Origin of the sequence: Tumebacillus sp. BK434 (assembly GCF_004340785.1) — a bacterium.
Taxonomy (GTDB): domain Bacteria; phylum Bacillota; class Bacilli; order Tumebacillales; family Tumebacillaceae; genus Tumebacillus_A.
The window spans coordinates 685,382-702,761 of record NZ_SLXS01000001.1; the positions used below are offsets into that span (position 1 = coordinate 685,382).

Consider the following 17,380-nt stretch of genomic DNA (forward strand, 5'->3'; position numbering starts at 1 on the left):
CCTCCTATCCTTCGATGGCCCGGCGGACAAATCCGCCGACCGCTTGCAGGCGCGCTTCCGCCTCCTGCGGTCCAAGCCCTGTTTTCAGCATCACCAGCGCCACTTTGGCCCGGTTGTCCGCCAGTTTCAAAGCGGCGGCTGCCGTGTCCTCGTCCACGTCGGCCGCCATCGTCAAAATCCGGGTCGCGCGGTCGATCAGCTTGATGTTGGTCGGCTTGACGTCGATCATCAGATTCTGATAGACCTTGCCGTTCAGCACCATGCTCGCCGTGCTCAGCATGTTCAGCACCATCTTCTGCGCGGTGCCGGCTTTGAGCCGGGTCGAGCCCATCAGCACCTCGGGGCCGGTCACCACCTCGATCGCCACGTCGGCCAGCTGAGAGATCTCCGCCGGCGCATTGCAGGATAAGGCGATCGTCGCCGCCCCGATCTCACGGGCGTGCGTTAACGCTCCGGCGACATACGGCGTTCGTCCGCTGGCTGCGATCCCGACCACCACGTCAAGCAGGGTCAAGTTCGCCGCCCGCAAGTCCTGCGCACCGGCGTCCGCATCGTCCTCCGCGCCTTCCAAAGCGTTGATCAGCGCGGAGTCACCACCGGCGATCAGGCCTTGCACAAGCGTTGCCTCGGTGCCAAACGTCGGCGGGCATTCGGATGCATCGAGAATGCCGAGCCGGCCGCTCGTGCCGGCTCCGATGTAAAAGAGGCGTCCGCCTTTGGCGAGCGCTTCTGCGATCGCTTTCACCGCCGCCCCGATCTGGGGCAGGGCTTGCTGCACCGCGAGTGCTACCGTCTGGTCTTCGCGATTGATCAGCGTCACGATCTCCAGTGCGCTCAGCCGGTCGAGATTGGCGGACTGCTCGTTGGTCTGTTCGGTGCTTAATTTCGATATTAATTCCATTGACCGGGTCATCCCTTCTCTGCCTTACTTGATTCCGGACAATGTCTGCTCCCAGTGCTCGCCAGGGGCAGTGCCTGTCTGCTTATGCGCCAGCAGGACGGCGCCGACGACGGGTGGCTGCTCGCTGCGCACAACATCGGCCCGTCCCGAGAGCCGGCCTTGGACCATGCCGATCAGGGGACTTCCTTCATGGAACAACCCGCCGGTCAGGACGACCGGCACCCGCTGTTTGACAAACGACATGCGGGTCAGCATCGTCCGGACCAGTTCGCCGAGCTCATCGGCCGCCCTGCTCAGCAAGGTCAGGCTCACCTCGTCGCCTTCCCGGGCTGCTTCAAAAACAAACCGGGTGACCGCCGCGACCTGTTCGCGGGTAAATCCGTTGGAGTAGACCAGCGGGATCAGCGCGGTCGGGTCTTGGAGACCGTAGTACGCGAGGATCTTGCCGGTCAACAAAGTCTGCGGGCCGCGGCCGTCAAAGCTCTTCAAGACGGCCGAGTACGCATCTTTGCCGATGTTGTAGCCGCTGCCTTCATCGCCGATCAGATAGCCCCAGCCGCCGACTCGGCATTTCTCGCCGCGGTCGTTGATACCAAAGGCGATCGAACCGGTGCCGCCGATCAAAACGATCCCTTCCGTCTCTCCGGAGCCGCCGACCAGCGCCGGCAGCGTATCATTTTCCACACCGACAAATGCGCCCGGCCATTGTTCCAAAATCCATTCACGCATCTTTGTTCTCTCTTCCGGCCTGTCAACTCCTGCTAATCCGAAAAAAAGACTGCTCATCCAAGATCCGGAAGGGCATGCGGCGCGAATCTGTGCAAAAAGCTCTCCCAAAACAGCTTGAGCGCGCTCCCAACCGAAATGATTGACATTGCTGCCTTCCGTCACGATGTCGGCGATCAGTTCGCCTGTTTCGGCGACGACGACAGCCCGGGTTTTGGTTCCGCCCCCGTCAACGCCTACAAACGCTTTCCTTGCGTTCAACTGTCAACACCTACCGATGGAGTTCTACTTGAAGTTTGTAGCGGTCGCCCCGATACACCGAGCTGACATATTCGAACGGCTGTTCGTCCCCGTCAAACGTCACGCGCTCAATCAACAGCACGGGCGATTTGACGGAGATGCCGAGCGCTTCCGAATTCGAGCGGTCGGACAGCCCCACTTCGATCACTTGTCTGGCAAACTTGATCTGCAGGCCATGCTTCTCCTCCAGCAAGGTGTACAGCGAAACGGAATGCAGGTCTTCCTGCTCCAGCTCCGGGAAGCGGGCAAGAGGCAGATGTGACACCTCAAACGCCATCGGCTTGGAATCGGCCAAGCGGACGCGCTCCAGCACCAGCACCTGGCGATTCTGCTCCAGCCGCAGCGCCGCAGCGACCTTTGGCCCCGCTTCCTCAGTATAGATGGCGAGGATGCGCGAGTCGGGCTTCATCCCGCGGCTGCGCATGTCTTCGCTAAACGAGGTCAGACGCAGGAGCGGCTGATCGATCTTCGGCTCGGCGACAAATGTCCCCTTGCCCTGCTCGCGCACCAGCAGGCCCTCTTTGACCATCTCGCCCAACGCCTGCCGAACGGTCATCCGGCTGATCCCGTAGCGGTCGCTCAGTTCGCGTTCCGACGGCATCAACGCTCCGGGCGGCAATTCTCCTTCGCGGATCGTCTGGGTCAACCGTTCTTTGAGCTGATAATACAACGGAATTGGAATATTCTTCTTTAACATGGCATCACTTCACCTAACATATGGAGGTCTATACCACTTTATATATTCGAAAAATCGCATACATTTCCTGCTGATTTTTCGAATTGCATAAAAAATTTACTGTTTCTGCAAAGACAAGTCCACAAACGTTAAAATCTCTTCCCCGATCTTGTACGGCTCCTGCTTCAGCTTGTTCAACTCGGCCTCCGTTTGCCGGGTCAGTTCGGCGCGCTCCGGCGTCCCCGGCGCGGCGGCCAGCATCCGCAGCGTCAGCAAGCCGAGCTCCCCTTCGCGGCTCAGCTTCATCAGCCACGGGTCGATCTCTTTGAGCAACTGCTTGTTCGTCGTGCTCTTCTGCAACTCGCCGCGCAGCCCTTTCAGCTCATCGAACTCTTTTTTCAGCCGCGCCGTATCTTCCGCGTCGACCAGTTCCTTAAACTTCGGATTCCACTCATCCTCAGCAAACATCGAACGGCGGGAATAGTCGGTAAACTTGTTGAACAGACCAGATTTTCCCACGCCTTTCAGCTCGGAGAGGCCTTCCACATACGATTTCTCAGGATCGTACGCCGCCGGGTTCTGCAGATATTTGGAGATCGAGTACAGGGCCGGCTTCGAAGATTCCGGCTGCACCATCGGATTGGCCAGCAGGCCGGAAACGTGAGCTTGCAGGTCTTCAGAACGCGCTTCCAACGGGCCGAAAAACAGCTGCGGCTCATTGGCGATCGCATAGGTATAATCGTTGACCGGATAGTTATCCCAGATCAATGGCTTGCGGCCTAATAGCTGCGCGACTTTGTCCGCGTCGGCCGAATCGATTTTTTTCGAAAGGATCTCCGGACCGGTCCAGATCACGCTGATCGCCGGGTCGAGCTGTTCGCGCAAGGTCTGCCAGTACGGATGGTCCTTGACCCCCCAGTACCGCGTTGGAGCGAACCACAGCTCGAAGCCGGGGTCTTTCTTCTTTCCATCGGCGAGCAGCGCGTTGGCGAGCTGCATGTGCGCTTCCGCATAGTTGGTGCCGTAGATCCCGCGGTCTTTGTCCTTCAGCTCATCCTGCACGTCGTCAAACGACAGCATGATTGTCTTCACGCCCATGCCTTGCAGCTGTGCGACTTTATCGGACAGACGCTTGCGGTCATCCTCGGAGGAGAACAGAATCGATTTTTCATACATCTCCTTCGAAATCGGCTTGTTCGGCAGCGCCAGCGGGATGCCCGGCGAGATCGAATAGACGAATCGCAGTCCGCCCGCTTCCGCCTTTTGGATCAGCTCACGCATCTTCCCCGCCTGCTGCTCCGGATAAGGCAGCGCCCAGTCCATGCGCTGGTACGGATCGTCTTTCGGCGCATAGACGTATGTATTGTAATGGTTGCGGGACATGAACTCGAACATTGAGAGGCGCTGCTCGTGCGTCCACGGCGCCCCGTAAAATCCTTCGATCACACCGCGAATGGCGAACGACTGTGCCGTTTTCGCGTCTGCCTGCAGTTGTTCGAGCGGAGCGGCCGCCGTTTGTTTCGCTTGCGGCAGCGCTTGCGGCTGCGGAGACTCAAAAACATACCACAGACCGCCTGCTCCAAGTGCTGCCACAAAAACGCCGGCCCAGATCACCGTTCGTTTCATCCAATCGACTCCTTCCCCATTTCCACCCAATATTCCAATGCTATTTCTACAGTAACAATAATCAGAAAAAAGCACCACCCAAAAGTGTGGGCGATGCCAGTTTTTTCTGAATTTTGTTGCGGGTTGTTAGTACGCTTGGACCAGTTCCATGCCGTTGTAGTAGGCGTTGAGGATCTGATCGTACGACCAGCCGGACAAACCGAGCATCGAAGCGCCGTATTGGCTCATGCCGACGCCGTGGCCGTTACCGCCGCCGTAGAAAGTGACAGTCGACACATTGCCGCTCACATCGCGCGCAATGTCAATCGTCGCAAAGGCGGACGGGAGGATCGTGTTGTTTTTGATCGTATTGCCGAGGTCGTACGCAGTCGAGCCGCCTTGGGCGCGATACAGGGAGACGTCTTGGCCCTAGGTGTACGTTTTGCTCGGACGGATCGTGAAGCGGATGTTGTACTCTTTGACGATCTTGTAGGTGCCGGTCGTGCCTTCGACGACCAGCTCCATCATGTTGCCGCCTTGGCCGCGCTTGGCGACGTAGAGGTTCTTCAGTTGGCCGATTCCGGACGCCGGGATCGCTTTTTGCACAAAGTTGCCCGCTGCGTCTTTCGTCAAAATGAACGCCGGATCTGCCGCATAACGGCCGGCGAGGTTTTGGTTGATCGTGTTTTCCAGCTCCAGCTTGGAGAAGCCGACCTTCCAGCGGAAGTAGTAGGACGCAGAATCATAGCCGTTCAAGGTGAGGTCTTTATAGAAAGCGTTCAACGCCGCTTCGTCCTGCGTGTTCATGTTGTAGATCTTCGAGCTGTCGGCCGGATCATACGTGAAGGAGCGCGCCGACAGATAGGCGATCGGGCTGCCCGGGAAGATGTTGCCCGCATCCGACCACACTTCGTGCTTGGCAGCGCCATAACCGCCCGAAGTGGAGTAGTAGCGCGCGTCGACCAGCGTGCCGTTTTGCTCCATGATCATGCCGGCCGTCTCGTTGACCGCCTGGGTGTGTAGCGTGCTTTCCGCGCTGTTATTGTAGACTTGGCTGAGCGTCGAGTCATCGACGTGGAAGCCGCGCTGCGCATAGCGGTTGGAGAAATAGTCGCTCATCGCATAGGTGCGTGCAGCGACGCTTTGCGCTTTCAGCGCTTCCAGACCGAACGAAGCCGGCATTTCGCTCGGCACGACCTGATACAGGTATTGCTCCATGTTCTTTCCCAGCGCCAACTGGTGGTATATACCACTTCGCACTTTTTAGTGGAAACCCTCTTTGTTTTATTCTCATTAATTAAAAAAGAGCCCTGCTCTCGCGGGGCTCTACGCGGATTCGCTTCGGGGACGCCATTTGACGACCCAGCCGTCGGTGACGGCTTCCGGCTGTCTGGTCTCGTAACCGAGAGCTTCCAGAATGCCAACATACTTTTCCACTTGATCGAGCTTAGGCAACGCCATGCTCTCAAACCAATCTGCAACTTTCACTCTCGAACGCCTCCTTGACCTTCTTGTATGTAAACAAGCACACTCTGCAGAATCAATTGTATTCATGCTGCCGTTATATGGTTCGAGGCACCTGCCTCGCTTTGTGATGGTTCAGGCTTGTCCGAATTTTCGACTAATTATGACCGTATTTTTCGACAGTTTGAGCCCTTTTTTCACTCACTGTAGTTTGACTCTATCAGATATGATTCTATTTTAATAGACGCAGCTTCCCAGTAAAAGGTTACACCCTTTATAAAAAAAAGAAGAAGCCGGCGGCTCCTCCTTATCTCTTCAGCCCTTCCCAGTTCGGATTGACGATCGCAAAATGCACGCAGTCACGCCACTCTTGGTTCAGCAAGATGTATTTTTCCGACCGCCCGACATACTGAAACCCGAGCCGCAGTACCGCCATCTGGGCCGGGACATTGGTCGTCAGCGTCGATGCTTCCAGCCGATGCAGGCGGTGTGTCTCGAACGCTTCCCGCATCAGCAGGCGCAGCGCCTTGCTGGCGATCCCATGTCCGGCGTGCAAGCGGTCGAGATGGCAGCCGATCTCCGCCTTTTGGCGCGGACCGCGCATGATATCATACAGGTGGCAGCGCCCGACCAAGTCCCCTTTGCGGTTGTGGATCAGGTAGGAGAAACGCTCTCCCGTCCGGTGGGCCGCCACCTGCTGCTCAACCAGCTCGCGCAGCCTTTTCGGATGATAAAACCGGTCATCATCCCGCCCCGGCACAGTCTTGCGCAAAAACTCGCGGTTCGAAATTTCAAAGTCGATCACTTCTTCATAATCCGCTTCTGTGATCAGTCGGATCTCGATGTCTGACACGAAACTTCCTCCATTCACTCCGGCGAAGCTGCCTGTCCCAGTCAACCTGCGAGCTGAAAAAAGGCCTCCGTCAGAGGCCTTCCTGCGCGCCGTCCAGCGCCAATTCCTGCAGACGCTTGTGCGCAACTGATGGGTCCATGCTGTAATAATGCAGAAAATGGTCCTCGTCGAGGATGCGGAAATGTCCGGTCAGCACATGCTTTTGCAGACAAAAGCCTCCCGTGCGCTGCACCTCCGTCCACCATACTTTGCCGCCCAACGTCTTGTACCAGGCACCAGACTGGCGCTTGCCGGCGACCAGGTCGAGGATCTCCAGCACAGAGTCCCCGAACAGCGCCTGCACGATCTCGCTTTTGCGAAACAGCACCGCCGTCAAGCCGGCCGCCGTGAACCCGAGCGTCTGGCGTCCTTTTTCGACCTGCACCAGCGTTTTCTTGGAGATGCCGATCGTCTCGGCCATCTTGTCTTGCGTCAGGTCCAGCTCCGCCCGGATCAGCCGCAGCTTGTCCGAGACCATCTTATCGAACTGATCCCGGCTAAATCCTTGTGCAGTTCCCTGTTCCACTGCGTCCGACCACCTTGTCGTCATTGTGTAATTTTACACTACACAAAGGGGGCCAATTTGTCAAACATCCCAAAGAGCCCCCCGTCAACAGACAGGGGGCGTTCAGCAAAGCTCGTCAACACTGCGAGCCGGGAATGCTTTCATCATAAATCGAAAAGCCTGCATCTTCCTCATAGTCGATCACAAGGTCCTGCACCAGGCTCGCCGTCTTCGCGCCGAACAAAAACAGGATGCCCTCTTCTTCGACTTGGGTATCGCGCGGGGCCGGTTCATCCAGAGCCAGCCGATAGGACGGACCGCCTCAGCCCGGCAAGACATAGATGCGCGCACCGTGGTGCTCCTTGCCTTCGAGCTGCTGGAGCTCTTTGATCCGCTCAACAGCCGCTGCGCTGATGTCGATCGTAATCATCTTCCTCACCTCACCACCAGTGTAGCATATCCGGTTGTGCAGGGATAATCCCACGTTCGAAGCGCGAATTACCCGGAAGTTGTATTTATTGAAGCTTTTGCCAACAGCTTCGACGTTCACTGCTTGCACGACGAAAAACTCTTCTGGTTTTCATCGGCCCTGCACTGCATCGTACAACCTCCCCGTATAATTTCGGAAAGTTACAAATATTCTATCTTAAAGACGTTACCGAATCGTTCCCAGACTTCCAGACTCGGGAGATAAGCCTCCAGTCCTATTCTTCATTTGCACTTACTAAATGTTTGACAAATCGGACTCTTTTTCGTACAATTCTAAAGAAATCAGCTTCGAGCATGAATACAATTTGCTCGAACATAAATTCATTCCTTATTTTTCTTCGGGAGGGAAAAAGTGTGAAAATTGAAACAAATTCCAAATCACTGCAATTGGAACCAAAAGCAGCAGACAGTTTCACTTCTACCGGCTTCATTCTTGCGGCGATCGGTTCCTCGGTGGGTCTCGGGAACATGTGGAAGTTCCCGTACATTACGGGCATGTACGGCGGCGCGGCCTTCTTCCTCATCTTTATCCTTTGTCTCGCGCTGGTCGGCTTGCCGATCCTGCTGGCCGAGATGGTCATCGGCCGCGGTGGACGCGGCAACGCAGTATCTGCCTTTCATAACTTGAGCAAGACCAAATGGTGGGGCTACTTCGGCTTCCTTTCTGTATTTTCCGCTTTTGCAATCATGGGTTTCTATTCTGTCGTAGCAGGTTGGACCATGAACTATGCGTTCACGGCGCTAACCGGCAATCTTTTTGAAAATCCGGATTACACCGCTTCTTTCCTTTCCTTCGCCGGCGGCAACATGCCGATCTTCTGGACCATCGTTACGCTGATCATCACCTGCTGGGTCGTCGCGAAAGGCGTCGCCGGCGGGATCGAGAAATTCAACAAAATCCTGATCCCCGGTCTGGCTGCCATCCTGATCATCCTGATGATCCGCGCGCTGACCCTGCCGGGCGCAGGCGCAGGCGTCGAGTTCTTCCTGATGCCCGACTTCAGCAAACTGACCACCGAATCGGCGCTCGTCGCTCTCGGCCACGCCTTCTTCTCGCTTTCCCTCGGTATGGGCGCCATGCTCACCTACGGCGCTTATACCTCGAAGAAACAGTCGCTGGGCAAAGCGGCTGCAGCTGTAGCCGGCGGCGACCTGCTCTACGCGTTTGTCGCAGGCTTGATTATCTTCCCGACCGTCTTCTCCTACGGCATCGAACCGGGTCAAGGCCCGGGCCTCGCCTTCATGGCACTGCCGGCAGCATTTGCCGCGATGCCGCTGGGCAATCTGTTTGGCTTCTTGTTCTTCATCCTGCTGTCGATCGCTGCGCTGACTTCCACCGTTTCGCTGGTTGAAGTTCCGAACGCTTACCTGATGGAACGCTTCAAGTGGAGCCGCGCCAAATCGTCGGTGCTCGTGACGCTTGGCATCTTCGTGGTTTCCATCCCGGCTTCGATGTCGATGGGCATTCTGTCTGACAACCTGCTGTTTGGCAAGACGTTCTTCGATCTCCTCGACTTCGTGGCCTCGAACATCTTCCTGCCGATCGGCGGTCTGATCGTCACTTTGTTCACCGGCTACGCGTGGAAGCGTGCCGGCGAAGAAGCGGGTCTTTCCGGCTTCTGGTACAACTCCTGGATGTTCTGCCTGAAGTACATCGCGCCGATCATGGTGATCGTGATCTTCCTGTACTCGATCGGCATCATCAAGTTCTCCTAAGTTCATGCAAACAAAAACCACCGCGGGCAGCCCGCGGTGGTTTTCTGCTTACAGCTTCTCGATCACTTTGTCGAGCAGGCCGTAGTTCTTCGCCTCTTCTGCCGACAGCCAGTGGTCGCGTTCCATGTCATGCAACACTTCCTCATACGGTTTGCCGGACCGTTCGGCGAGGACTCGGGTCAGGGTGCGCTTGGTGCGCAGCATGCGCTCAAGCTGGATCTCCATGTCGCTCGCCTGGCCTTGCGCGCCGCCGGACGGCTGGTGAATCATGATCTCCGCGTTCGGCAGTGCGATGCGTTTGCCGTCCGCGCCGGCAGCCAGCAGGACTGCCCCCATCGAAGCGGCCATGCCGATGCAGATCGTCGAGACATCCGGTTTGATGTATTGCATCGTGTCATAGATCGCCATCCCCGCCGATGTGGAGCCGCCCGGCGAGTTGATGTAGAGATGGATGTCTTTATCCGGGTCATCCGCTGCGAGGAACAGCAGCTGCGCGATGATCGAGTTGGCCACATTGTCGTCGATCGCGGTGCCGAGGAAGACGATGCGGTCTTTCAGCATCCGCGAATAAATGTCATAGGAGCGCTCTCCCATGCTGGTTTGTTCCACTACATAAGGAATCAGGTTCATCTAAAAGTACCTCCCTTTTTTAGCTTGTGCTCTTCCTTGCACTCAGGCTGCCAGTCCTTGCGGCGATGCCTTGGTCACATCGCCAAAACCGGACGTCACCCCGGTCAAACGCACCTGCGGCTGCTGGCCGTTCCCGCCGATCATCCAGTCCACAACGGCCGTTTCGCGGGAACTGCGGGCACCCGTCGGGAACGGAATCACATTGCCGGTGCGCTCGCTGCCACGCTCGGCTCGTTCAAAGACGACGACCGCTCTGGCTTCCGCTTGCCGTTCACTCATTTGACATCCCCTCCTTGACCTGCGTCCGGGTAGACGGCAAGGATCACGTTGTACGCTTCGTCCGCAAGATTGGCCGACTGGTACTTCGCGACCAGCTCCTGCACCAGTTGCACATAGTCCCGGACGAACTCCTGGCGCTTCTCTTCCGTTTCCAGCTGCAGTTTCATCGTCAACGTGGCGCTCGGGATCTGCACGTCCTGATCGCATTGCTCCATCAGAGTCAGCGCATCGCGCTTGATGCGGTCGGAGATCGTGATCAGGTGCGCGAGCGAGCTTTGGTCCTTGATCCGCTGCATCGCCTCCTGATTCAAGCCGAGCAGTTCGGAGATGACAAAGGTGCGGGCGATCGACTGGTACAGCACCTCGACGAGGTTGCGCACCTGCCGGGTGCCGACACGCCGCGCCAGCCCGACTTTTTCCAATGCTTTGAGATGATAATTGACGCGTTGCGGCGTATCATTGATCATGCGCGCCACTTCGGCAGCCGACGCAGGATCGGTGAGTTTCGAGAGGATCTCCGCCCGGAGCGGGTTGAGCAGCGCGGTGGCCTGCTCCGGCAGTTCCACATACCAGGTCTCTTGGATCAGCTCCCTCACCTCCCCTAAAAACTTTGTGCTTCGTAAAAATATATTATTACGTTATGCGGCGTTTGTCAAAATGATACAGCAAAAAAATGGCAGACTGCCACCGACAGCCTGCCTTGGTCTCGATGATCTCCTGCTGAATCCCGTGTCGCCCGGCATGATGCCGGACGCGGCCTCCCAGCCATGGAAACCGCGCCATCCTCATCAGAAGCTCAAGCCTCCGTCGACCGCCAGCACTGCGCCGTTGATAAAGCTCGCTTCATCGGACGCCAGGAACAGGTAGGCGTTGGCGATGTCGCGCGGCTGGCCGAGGCGGCGCAGCGGCGTCTGCATCTGCATCGCCTGCAGCACCTTCTCCGGCACTTTGCCGGTCATGTTGGTGGCGACAAACCCCGGTGCGACCGCGTTGACGCGCACGCCTTTCGGGCCGAGCTCTTTCGCCCATGTCTTGGTCATGCCGACGACGCCCGCCTTGGTCGCCGCGTAGTTGGTCTGGCCGACGTTGCCGAACTGGGCGACGACCGATGCGGCATTGAGGATCACGCCGCTGCCCTGCGCCATCATCACCTTGGCGGCCGCCTGCGTGCAGAGGAAGACGCCGGTCAGGTTGATGCCGATCACTTGGTCCCACTGCTCCTGTTCCATCTTGACGAGGAAGCCGTCGCGGGTGATCCCGGCGTTGTTGACGAGGATGTCGACGCGGCCGAACTTTTCGAGCGCGGCGGCCACGATCTGCTCGACGTCTTCGGACGAGGACACGTCCGCTTTTACAAAATGAGCTTCTGCGCCGAGCCCGCGCAGTTCTTCGACGGCAAGCGCGCCGTTCGTTTCATCAAAATCGGCGAGGATCACCTTCGCCCCGTTCTGTGCGAACAGGATGGCCGTCTCCTTGCCGATGCCGTTCGCTCCGCCGGTGATGATTGCTGTCTTGTCTTGTAAGCGCATATGCGTTCTCCCTCCATGTTGAGCCTGTTCTGCTGATCGAATTATACCATTCGTTGTTACATGCCAGTTGCACCTGTCCGAAAAATCGGAAGAATGTCGGAAATAAGAACTTACGTTTGTATCTGTTACCAAGCTGTGGTATAATTTTTTCAACATCGAATCTGCGAACATATTTTCCCATCATCATAGAGTTCTCATACCATGTAGTCAAGGAGTGTATTCTGCAATGATCAAGCTGTCCAAGCGGCAACAGGAAATCATGGATTTTATCAAACGAGAAGTCAAAGACAAGGGGTATCCGCCATCGGTGCGTGAGATCGGAGAAGCGGTCGGCCTTGCATCCAGTTCCACCGTCCACGGCCACCTGGCCCGCTTGGAGCAGAAGGGTCTGATCCGCCGCGACCCGACCAAGCCGCGCGCCATCGAGGTGCTCGATGAAGAGGGAGCGTCCGATTCCCGCTTTGAATACTCGACCGTGATGGCGCCGATCGTCGGCCGCGTCACGGCGGGGATGCCGATCACCGCGATCGAAAATGTGGAAGACTACTTCCCGCTGCCGACCCGCTTTGTCGGTGATAACAACGTCTTCCTGCTCAACGTCGTCGGCGAATCGATGATCGATGCCGGCATCTACGACGGCGACCTCGTCATCGTCCGCCAGCAGTCCACCGCCCACAACGGCGAGATTGTCGTCGCGATGACCGAAGACGACGAAGCGACCGTCAAGCGCTTCTATCGCGAGGCCGACCACATCCGCTTGCAGCCGGAGAATCCGACCATGGACGCGATGCGCTACCGCAATGTCACCATCCTTGGCAAAGTGATCGGCGTTTTCCGCGAGATCATGTAAAATACGTAACCCGCCCTTTCCGGGCGGGTTTTTTCATGCATAGAAAAGCCCCTCATCTCGCCGAGATGAGGGGCTTATCGCTCTTAGTACGTGGTCAGGTATTGGTTGCGCTCCCACTCGGTGACGGCGGTGCGGAACATATCCCATTCGATTTGCTTCGCTTCGACGAAGTGCGCGATGACATGCTCGCCCAGCGCATTGACGATAACTTCGTCTGCGAGCAGCTCGTCGATCGCTTCTTTCAGGGAAGCCGGCAGCGAAAGGATGCCGTTTTCGAGGCGCTCTTCTTCGTTCATCACGTAGATGTTGCGGTTGACCGGATCGACCAGCTTCAGCTCGCGGCGGATGCCGTCGAGGCCCGCTTGCAGCATCGCAGCCAGCGCGAGGTACGGGTTGCAAGCCGGGTCCGGGTTGCGAACTTCGACGCGGGTGGACAGGCCGCGGGAGGCCGGGATGCGCACCAGCGGCGAACGGTTCTTCGCCGACCATGCGATGTAGCACGGCGCTTCATAGCCCGGAACGAGACGCTTGTAGGAGTTGACGGTCGGGTTGGTGATCGCTGCAAAGCCGCGTGCATGGAGCAGAATGCCAGCCAGGAAGTGCTTCGCTTGTTGAGACAGGCCGAGCTCGTCGCTTTCATCGTAGAATGCGTTGGTGCTGCCTTGGAACAGGGACATGTGGCAGTGCATACCGGAACCGTTGATGCCAAAGATCGGCTTCGGCATAAAGGTTGCATGCAGGCCGTGCTTGCGGGCGATCGTTTTGACGACCAGTTTGAATGTCATGATGTTGTCCGCTGCAGTTACAGCGTCGGTGTATTTGAAGTCGATCTCATGCTGACCGACTGCAACTTCATGGTGGGAAGCTTCGATCTCAAAGCCCATCTCTTCCAGCGTCAGCACGATCTCGCGGCGGCAGTTCTCGCCGAGGTCGACCGGTGCGAGGTCGAAGTAGCCGCCTTGGTCGTTGACTTCGGTGGTGATGTTGCCTTTTTCGTCGAGTTTGAAGAGGAAGAATTCCGGCTCCGGACCGACGTTCATCGTGTCAAAGCCCAGCGCTTTTGCGTCTTCCAGCGCGCGCTTCAGCGTGGAGCGCGGGTCGCCCGGGAACGGGGTGCCGTCCGGCATGTAGATGTCGCAGATCAGGCGGGCTACCTTGTAGCCTTTCTCCGTTTCCCACGGGAAGATCAGCCAGGTGTTGAGGTCCGGGTAGAGGTACATGTCGGACTCTTCAATGCGGACGAAGCCGTCGATCGAGGAGCCGTCAAACATCATTTTGTTATCCAGAGCCTTGTCAAGTTGAGAGACCGGGATCTCTACGTTCTTGATCACGCCGAGCAAGTCGGTGAATTGCAGGCGGATGTAACGAACATTCTCTTCTTTGGCCATGCGTTTGACGTCTTCTACAGTGTAGCTCATTTCTGGTTCTCCTCCTCAGGCTCCATCCTCTGCGGAATGAATGCTCTATGTGTTTTTAATGGAAAAACCGCGACAGGTCGCCGGCGTTAAACGGGTTGTTCCCCGGCATCGCCGGACGGCGCAGCATTTCCTTTTTCAACATGTCTCGAAGTTCGCGGTCGGACAGATCGCGTTTGACTTCCTGTGCGATCTGCTCCGCCTGTTCCCGCTTGTGGTCAGGCAGCAGATCGGAAACAGTCTTGGCAGTTCCCAGCACCGTCTTGATGCCGGCAATGTTCAACCCTTGATCGATCAGCCGCTTGATCTCAAGCAAGCGTTCCACGTCATTGAAGGAAAACAGGCGCTGATTCCCTTCGGTGCGTGCCGGCCGGACCAGCTGATGCTGCTCATAGTAGCGGATTTGCCGGGCGGTCAGGTCGGTCAGCTTCTGGACGATGCCGATCGGGAAAAGGGCGAGATTGCGTCTGATTTCATCATTCATTCACATCATCGCCTCCCCTGTGATAGTCTAAGTATATGTCATGTCAGGAGAAGGTGTCAACGTATGTCAGGAAAGTTGACATGAAAATTTTTCTCGGCTGCTGCGCAGACAAAAAGACCATGTTCCAAGGGGGATGTCCCTTTTAACATGGTCTTTTTTCGGTGCCGCTATGTCAGCTTTTTACAGCAGACCTTGCTCCTTCAATCCGGCCACCGCCGACAGCACGGCCACTTTGGCATGCGCGTAGGTCAGGCCGCCCTGCAGGTAGCCGATATACGGTTCGCGGATCGGACCGTCGGCCGACAGCTCGATCGACGAACCCTGGATGAACGCCCCGGCCGCCATGATCACTTCGTCCGCATAGCCCGGCATCGCCCAGGGCTCCGGCTTGACATGCGAGTCGACCGGCGCTGCCGCCTGAATCGACTGGCAGAACGAGATCAGCCGGTCCCGCGAGCCGAGCTGCACCGCCTGGATGATGTCGGTGCGCGGCGCGGTCGACGCCGGATGGGTGGTCAGGCCGAGCTCTTCGAACAGCCCGGCTGCGAACACCGCGCCTTTCAACGCTTCGCCGACCACATGCGGCGCGAGGAAGAAGCCTTGAAACAGCGTGCGATTGGTGCCGAGCATCGCCCCCTGCTCCGCCCCGATGCCGGGCGCGGTCAAACGGCAGGCTGCGCGGTGCACGAGGTCGGCGCGTCCGGCGACATAGCCGCCGCTGTGCGCCAATCCGCCGCCCGGGTTCTTGATCAGGGAACCGACGATCAGGTCGACGCCGACTTCGGTCGGTTCGCGGCGCTCGGTGAACTCGCCGTAGCAGTTGTCGACAAAGACGACGACGTCCGGCTTGATCCCTTTGACGAAGCGCACCATTTCCCCGATCTCTTCGACCGTAAACGACGAGCGCCACGAGTAGCCGGCCGAGCGCTGGATGCCGATCATCTTCGTGTTCGGTTTGATCTTCTTGACGACGAGGTCATAATCGACCTTGCCCGCCAAGAGCGGCACCGAGTCAAACGAGACGCCAAATTCCTTCAGCGACCCTTCCCCCGCTTCGCCGCGCACGCCGATCACTTCTTCCAGCGTGTCATACGGCTTGCCGGTGATATAGAGCAGCTCATCGCCCGGGCGCAATACGCCATACAACGCCAGCGCGATCGCGTGCGTTCCGGAGACGATGTGCGGGCGCACCAGCGCCGCTTCTGCTCCAAACGCCTTGGCATAGACGCGCTCCAGCGTCTCGCGCCCGGCGTCGTTGTGGCCGTAGCCGGTCGAAGAAGCGAAATGAAAATCGCTCACCCGCTCCTCTTGAAACGCCTGCAAGAGCTTGGCCTGGTTGTAGACGACCGTCTCGTCGATCGAGCGGAACTGTTCAGTAAGTTTCTGTTCAATCTTGGCGGTCAATGACAGCCAAGTCGGATTTTGCAAAAGTTGCAACAAGGACAAAACACGTCTCTCCCATCTATGAAACAATCCTTATCACTATACCATAAAAAAGCGCTGCAAATCCCCTAAGCAAAACAGCATGACCCGAAAGGGTCATGCTGTTTTGCTTAGGGGACCGGCTTCCAGCTCAACACGCTGTCCCAATGCCAGTGCTCATAATACATCTGCCCTTCGCCGATCCCTTCCACCCACAGCTTGGCCTGCGAGCCGTCCGAGTTGGCGACCCAGATGTCGGCCCGTTTTTTGTTCCAGCGCACCCAGGACATCGCCTTGCCGCCGGCCAGCGCCTGCGGGTCGAAATCGCCTGCGCCGACGGGTGGGCTGGAGAGCGGGCGGGCCGAGCCGCTTTTCGCATCGACGAGCATCACGCGGGGAAAGGCGTTGCCAAGCGGTTCGCGATCCGACTTCGGCGCGGCGCTGCGGGCGACGAGCAGCGACTTCTCATTTAGCCACGCGAACGAACGGTCGGCCCGTCCCTCCGGCGTCAGGTTCTGCCCTTCACCAAACGGCGGCCCGAACAGCGACAAACGCTTGCCGAGCAGTGAGAAGCGCCCGCTGCCGGCGATCACGCCGAGCTTGGCGCCTATAGGCGCCCATTTGAACCACTCGTCGTACGCCAGCATCTCTGCCGCCGGCTTAAACGATTTCCCGTCGGCCGACAACAGGCACAGCACATTGGCATCGGCCGACAGCGACGCAGTCTGGGTGGCGATAAACGCGATCCACTTGCCGTCCTCCGACCATTTGAACCCGCTCGTGCCGATCGCCAAATACTCTTGATCCAAAAAGCGCAGCGGATTCGGCAGCGAATAAAACTTGCGCACCTGCTTCGCCTCTTCATCGGGCGAATACCAGACTTTATACAGCTCGCTCGACGTCCAGCCCGTCGGCGCCAACTGCCCAAGCGACGACACGAGGAAGCCGCTGCCGTCCGGAAACCATGTATAATCGCTGATCCCCGGCACCACCTGCTGCGCCGCTTTCAACACGCCTGCCCGCAGGTCGGCCACCAGCAGGTCCGAATCGACGCGAAAGGCCAGCAGACTGCCCTGCGGCGACCAGCGCGCAGAAATCACGCGGTCATGCACCGGGTAGGTGCGCCCGTTTGCCACATCGTAGACCCAGAGCTGAGCGTAATCGTCCTGCGCGCGCTCCCGCTTCTGAAAGGCAATCCATCTTCCATCCGGTGACCAGAGCGGCCATGACGCGATGCCGTCCGCCGTGACCGGGCGCTCCTGCACCCCTTGCTTGACCCACAGTTTGCCGTCCCGGATAAAGGCCAGCTCTAGCGAATCGCCTTGCCAGGCAGCAACAGGCGCCGATGTCCAACAAAAAAGGAGTATCACGCAGAGGAAGACCAGACCGGTCTGCTTCCTGAACCGTTTCATGCAGAAGCCCTCCCGTCAAAAAGTAGGTATCCCCCCTACTATTTCCCACTGCCGCCTGCCCATGCACGGAAATTGGAAAAGGCAC

Annotated in this window: 19 protein-coding genes; 2 read left to right on the forward strand and 17 right to left on the reverse strand. The window is 57.8% G+C overall.

From position 1 onward, the window contains the following. Positions 1–4: 4 nt before the first annotated feature. The 9 genes from murQ to EV586_RS02220 all read right to left on the reverse strand — a co-directional run bounded on the left by murQ (position 5) and on the right by EV586_RS02220 (position 7,090). On the reverse strand, positions 5–901 hold the full coding sequence (murQ, locus tag EV586_RS02190; RefSeq protein ID WP_132943428.1) for an N-acetylmuramic acid 6-phosphate etherase: 897 nt from the start codon (positions 899–901) through the stop codon (positions 5–7). 24 nt (positions 902–925) lie between these two features. Then, on the reverse strand, positions 926–1,888 hold the full coding sequence (locus EV586_RS02195; protein WP_132943429.1) for an N-acetylglucosamine kinase: 963 nt from the start codon (positions 1,886–1,888) through the stop codon (positions 926–928). A gap of 10 nt (positions 1,889–1,898) precedes the next feature. Beyond that, a complete protein-coding gene (locus EV586_RS02200) occupies positions 1,899–2,624 on the reverse strand; it encodes a GntR family transcriptional regulator (protein WP_132943430.1) in 726 nt (241 codons plus the stop codon). Positions 2,625–2,720: 96 nt separating this feature from the next. Beyond that, complete coding sequence (locus EV586_RS02205; RefSeq protein ID WP_132943431.1) at positions 2,721–4,229, reverse strand: protein O-GlcNAcase; 1,509 nt, start codon at positions 4,227–4,229, stop codon at positions 2,721–2,723. 126 nt (positions 4,230–4,355) lie between these two features. Then, complete coding sequence (locus EV586_RS20915; protein ID WP_165898167.1) at positions 4,356–4,505, reverse strand: hypothetical protein; 150 nt, start codon at positions 4,503–4,505, stop codon at positions 4,356–4,358. A 132-nt stretch (positions 4,506–4,637) separates the two neighbouring features. Next, complete coding sequence (locus EV586_RS02210; protein ID WP_132943432.1) at positions 4,638–5,444, reverse strand: SpoIID/LytB domain-containing protein; 807 nt, start codon at positions 5,442–5,444, stop codon at positions 4,638–4,640. Positions 5,445–5,534: 90 nt separating this feature from the next. Beyond that, positions 5,535–5,696: a hypothetical protein gene (locus EV586_RS20920; RefSeq protein ID WP_165898168.1), complete on the reverse strand. Its 162-nt coding sequence runs from the start codon at positions 5,694–5,696 to the stop codon at positions 5,535–5,537. A gap of 283 nt (positions 5,697–5,979) precedes the next feature. Beyond that, positions 5,980–6,525 (reverse strand): GNAT family N-acetyltransferase, encoded by a 546-nt coding sequence (locus tag EV586_RS02215; RefSeq protein ID WP_165898169.1) that lies wholly within the window; start codon positions 6,523–6,525, stop codon positions 5,980–5,982. A 70-nt stretch (positions 6,526–6,595) separates the two neighbouring features. After that, entirely contained in the window at positions 6,596–7,090 is a 495-nt protein-coding gene (locus EV586_RS02220; protein ID WP_165898170.1) for a helix-turn-helix transcriptional regulator, read from the reverse strand. A gap of 822 nt (positions 7,091–7,912) precedes the next feature. On the opposite strand from EV586_RS02220, the gene EV586_RS02225 reads away from it, so the two are divergent. Further along, positions 7,913–9,274 (forward strand): sodium-dependent transporter, encoded by a 1,362-nt coding sequence (locus tag EV586_RS02225; protein ID WP_243652897.1) that lies wholly within the window; start codon positions 7,913–7,915, stop codon positions 9,272–9,274. Between the two features lie 48 nt (positions 9,275–9,322). Here the strand turns inward: EV586_RS02225 and clpP are convergent, their stop codons facing one another. From clpP to fabG, 4 genes are all read right to left on the reverse strand, one after another. Then, positions 9,323–9,904 carry an ATP-dependent Clp endopeptidase proteolytic subunit ClpP gene (gene clpP / locus EV586_RS02230; protein WP_132943436.1) on the reverse strand — a complete coding sequence of 194 codons (582 nt, stop codon included), beginning with the start codon at positions 9,902–9,904 and terminating at the stop codon, positions 9,323–9,325. Between the two features lie 42 nt (positions 9,905–9,946). Next, positions 9,947–10,183 carry a hypothetical protein gene (locus EV586_RS02235; RefSeq protein ID WP_132943437.1) on the reverse strand — a complete coding sequence of 79 codons (237 nt, stop codon included), beginning with the start codon at positions 10,181–10,183 and terminating at the stop codon, positions 9,947–9,949. Next, positions 10,180–10,779: a winged helix-turn-helix domain-containing protein gene (locus tag EV586_RS02240; protein ID WP_132943438.1), complete on the reverse strand. Its 600-nt coding sequence runs from the start codon at positions 10,777–10,779 to the stop codon at positions 10,180–10,182. The genes EV586_RS02235 and EV586_RS02240 overlap by 4 nt, the downstream gene beginning before the upstream one ends. 192 nt (positions 10,780–10,971) lie before the next feature. After that, the gene (fabG, locus tag EV586_RS02245; protein ID WP_132943439.1) at positions 10,972–11,712 is read right to left on the reverse strand and encodes a 3-oxoacyl-ACP reductase FabG; all 741 of its coding nucleotides are present in this window, start codon (positions 11,710–11,712) and stop codon (positions 10,972–10,974) included. Positions 11,713–11,938: 226 nt separating this feature from the next. Here fabG and lexA point away from each other — a divergent pair, with 226 nt between their 5' ends. Continuing rightward, positions 11,939–12,562, forward strand: a complete 624-nt coding sequence (gene lexA / locus EV586_RS02250) for a transcriptional repressor LexA (protein ID WP_132943440.1) — start codon at positions 11,939–11,941, stop codon at positions 12,560–12,562. Positions 12,563–12,645: 83 nt separating this feature from the next. Here lexA and glnA read toward each other — a convergent pair whose 3' ends face one another. From glnA to EV586_RS02270, 4 genes are all read right to left on the reverse strand, one after another. After that, positions 12,646–13,980, reverse strand: a complete 1,335-nt coding sequence (gene glnA, locus EV586_RS02255; RefSeq protein ID WP_132943441.1) for a type I glutamate--ammonia ligase — start codon at positions 13,978–13,980, stop codon at positions 12,646–12,648. Between the two features lie 55 nt (positions 13,981–14,035). After that, entirely contained in the window at positions 14,036–14,461 is a 426-nt protein-coding gene (locus EV586_RS02260; RefSeq protein ID WP_132943442.1) for a MerR family transcriptional regulator, read from the reverse strand. 180 nt (positions 14,462–14,641) lie between these two features. Next, entirely contained in the window at positions 14,642–15,901 is a 1,260-nt protein-coding gene (locus EV586_RS02265) for a methionine gamma-lyase family protein (protein WP_243652924.1), read from the reverse strand. A 113-nt stretch (positions 15,902–16,014) separates the two neighbouring features. Beyond that, the gene (locus tag EV586_RS02270) at positions 16,015–17,295 is read right to left on the reverse strand and encodes a TolB-like translocation protein (RefSeq protein ID WP_132943443.1); all 1,281 of its coding nucleotides are present in this window, start codon (positions 17,293–17,295) and stop codon (positions 16,015–16,017) included. Between the last annotated feature and the right edge of the window lie 85 nt (positions 17,296–17,380).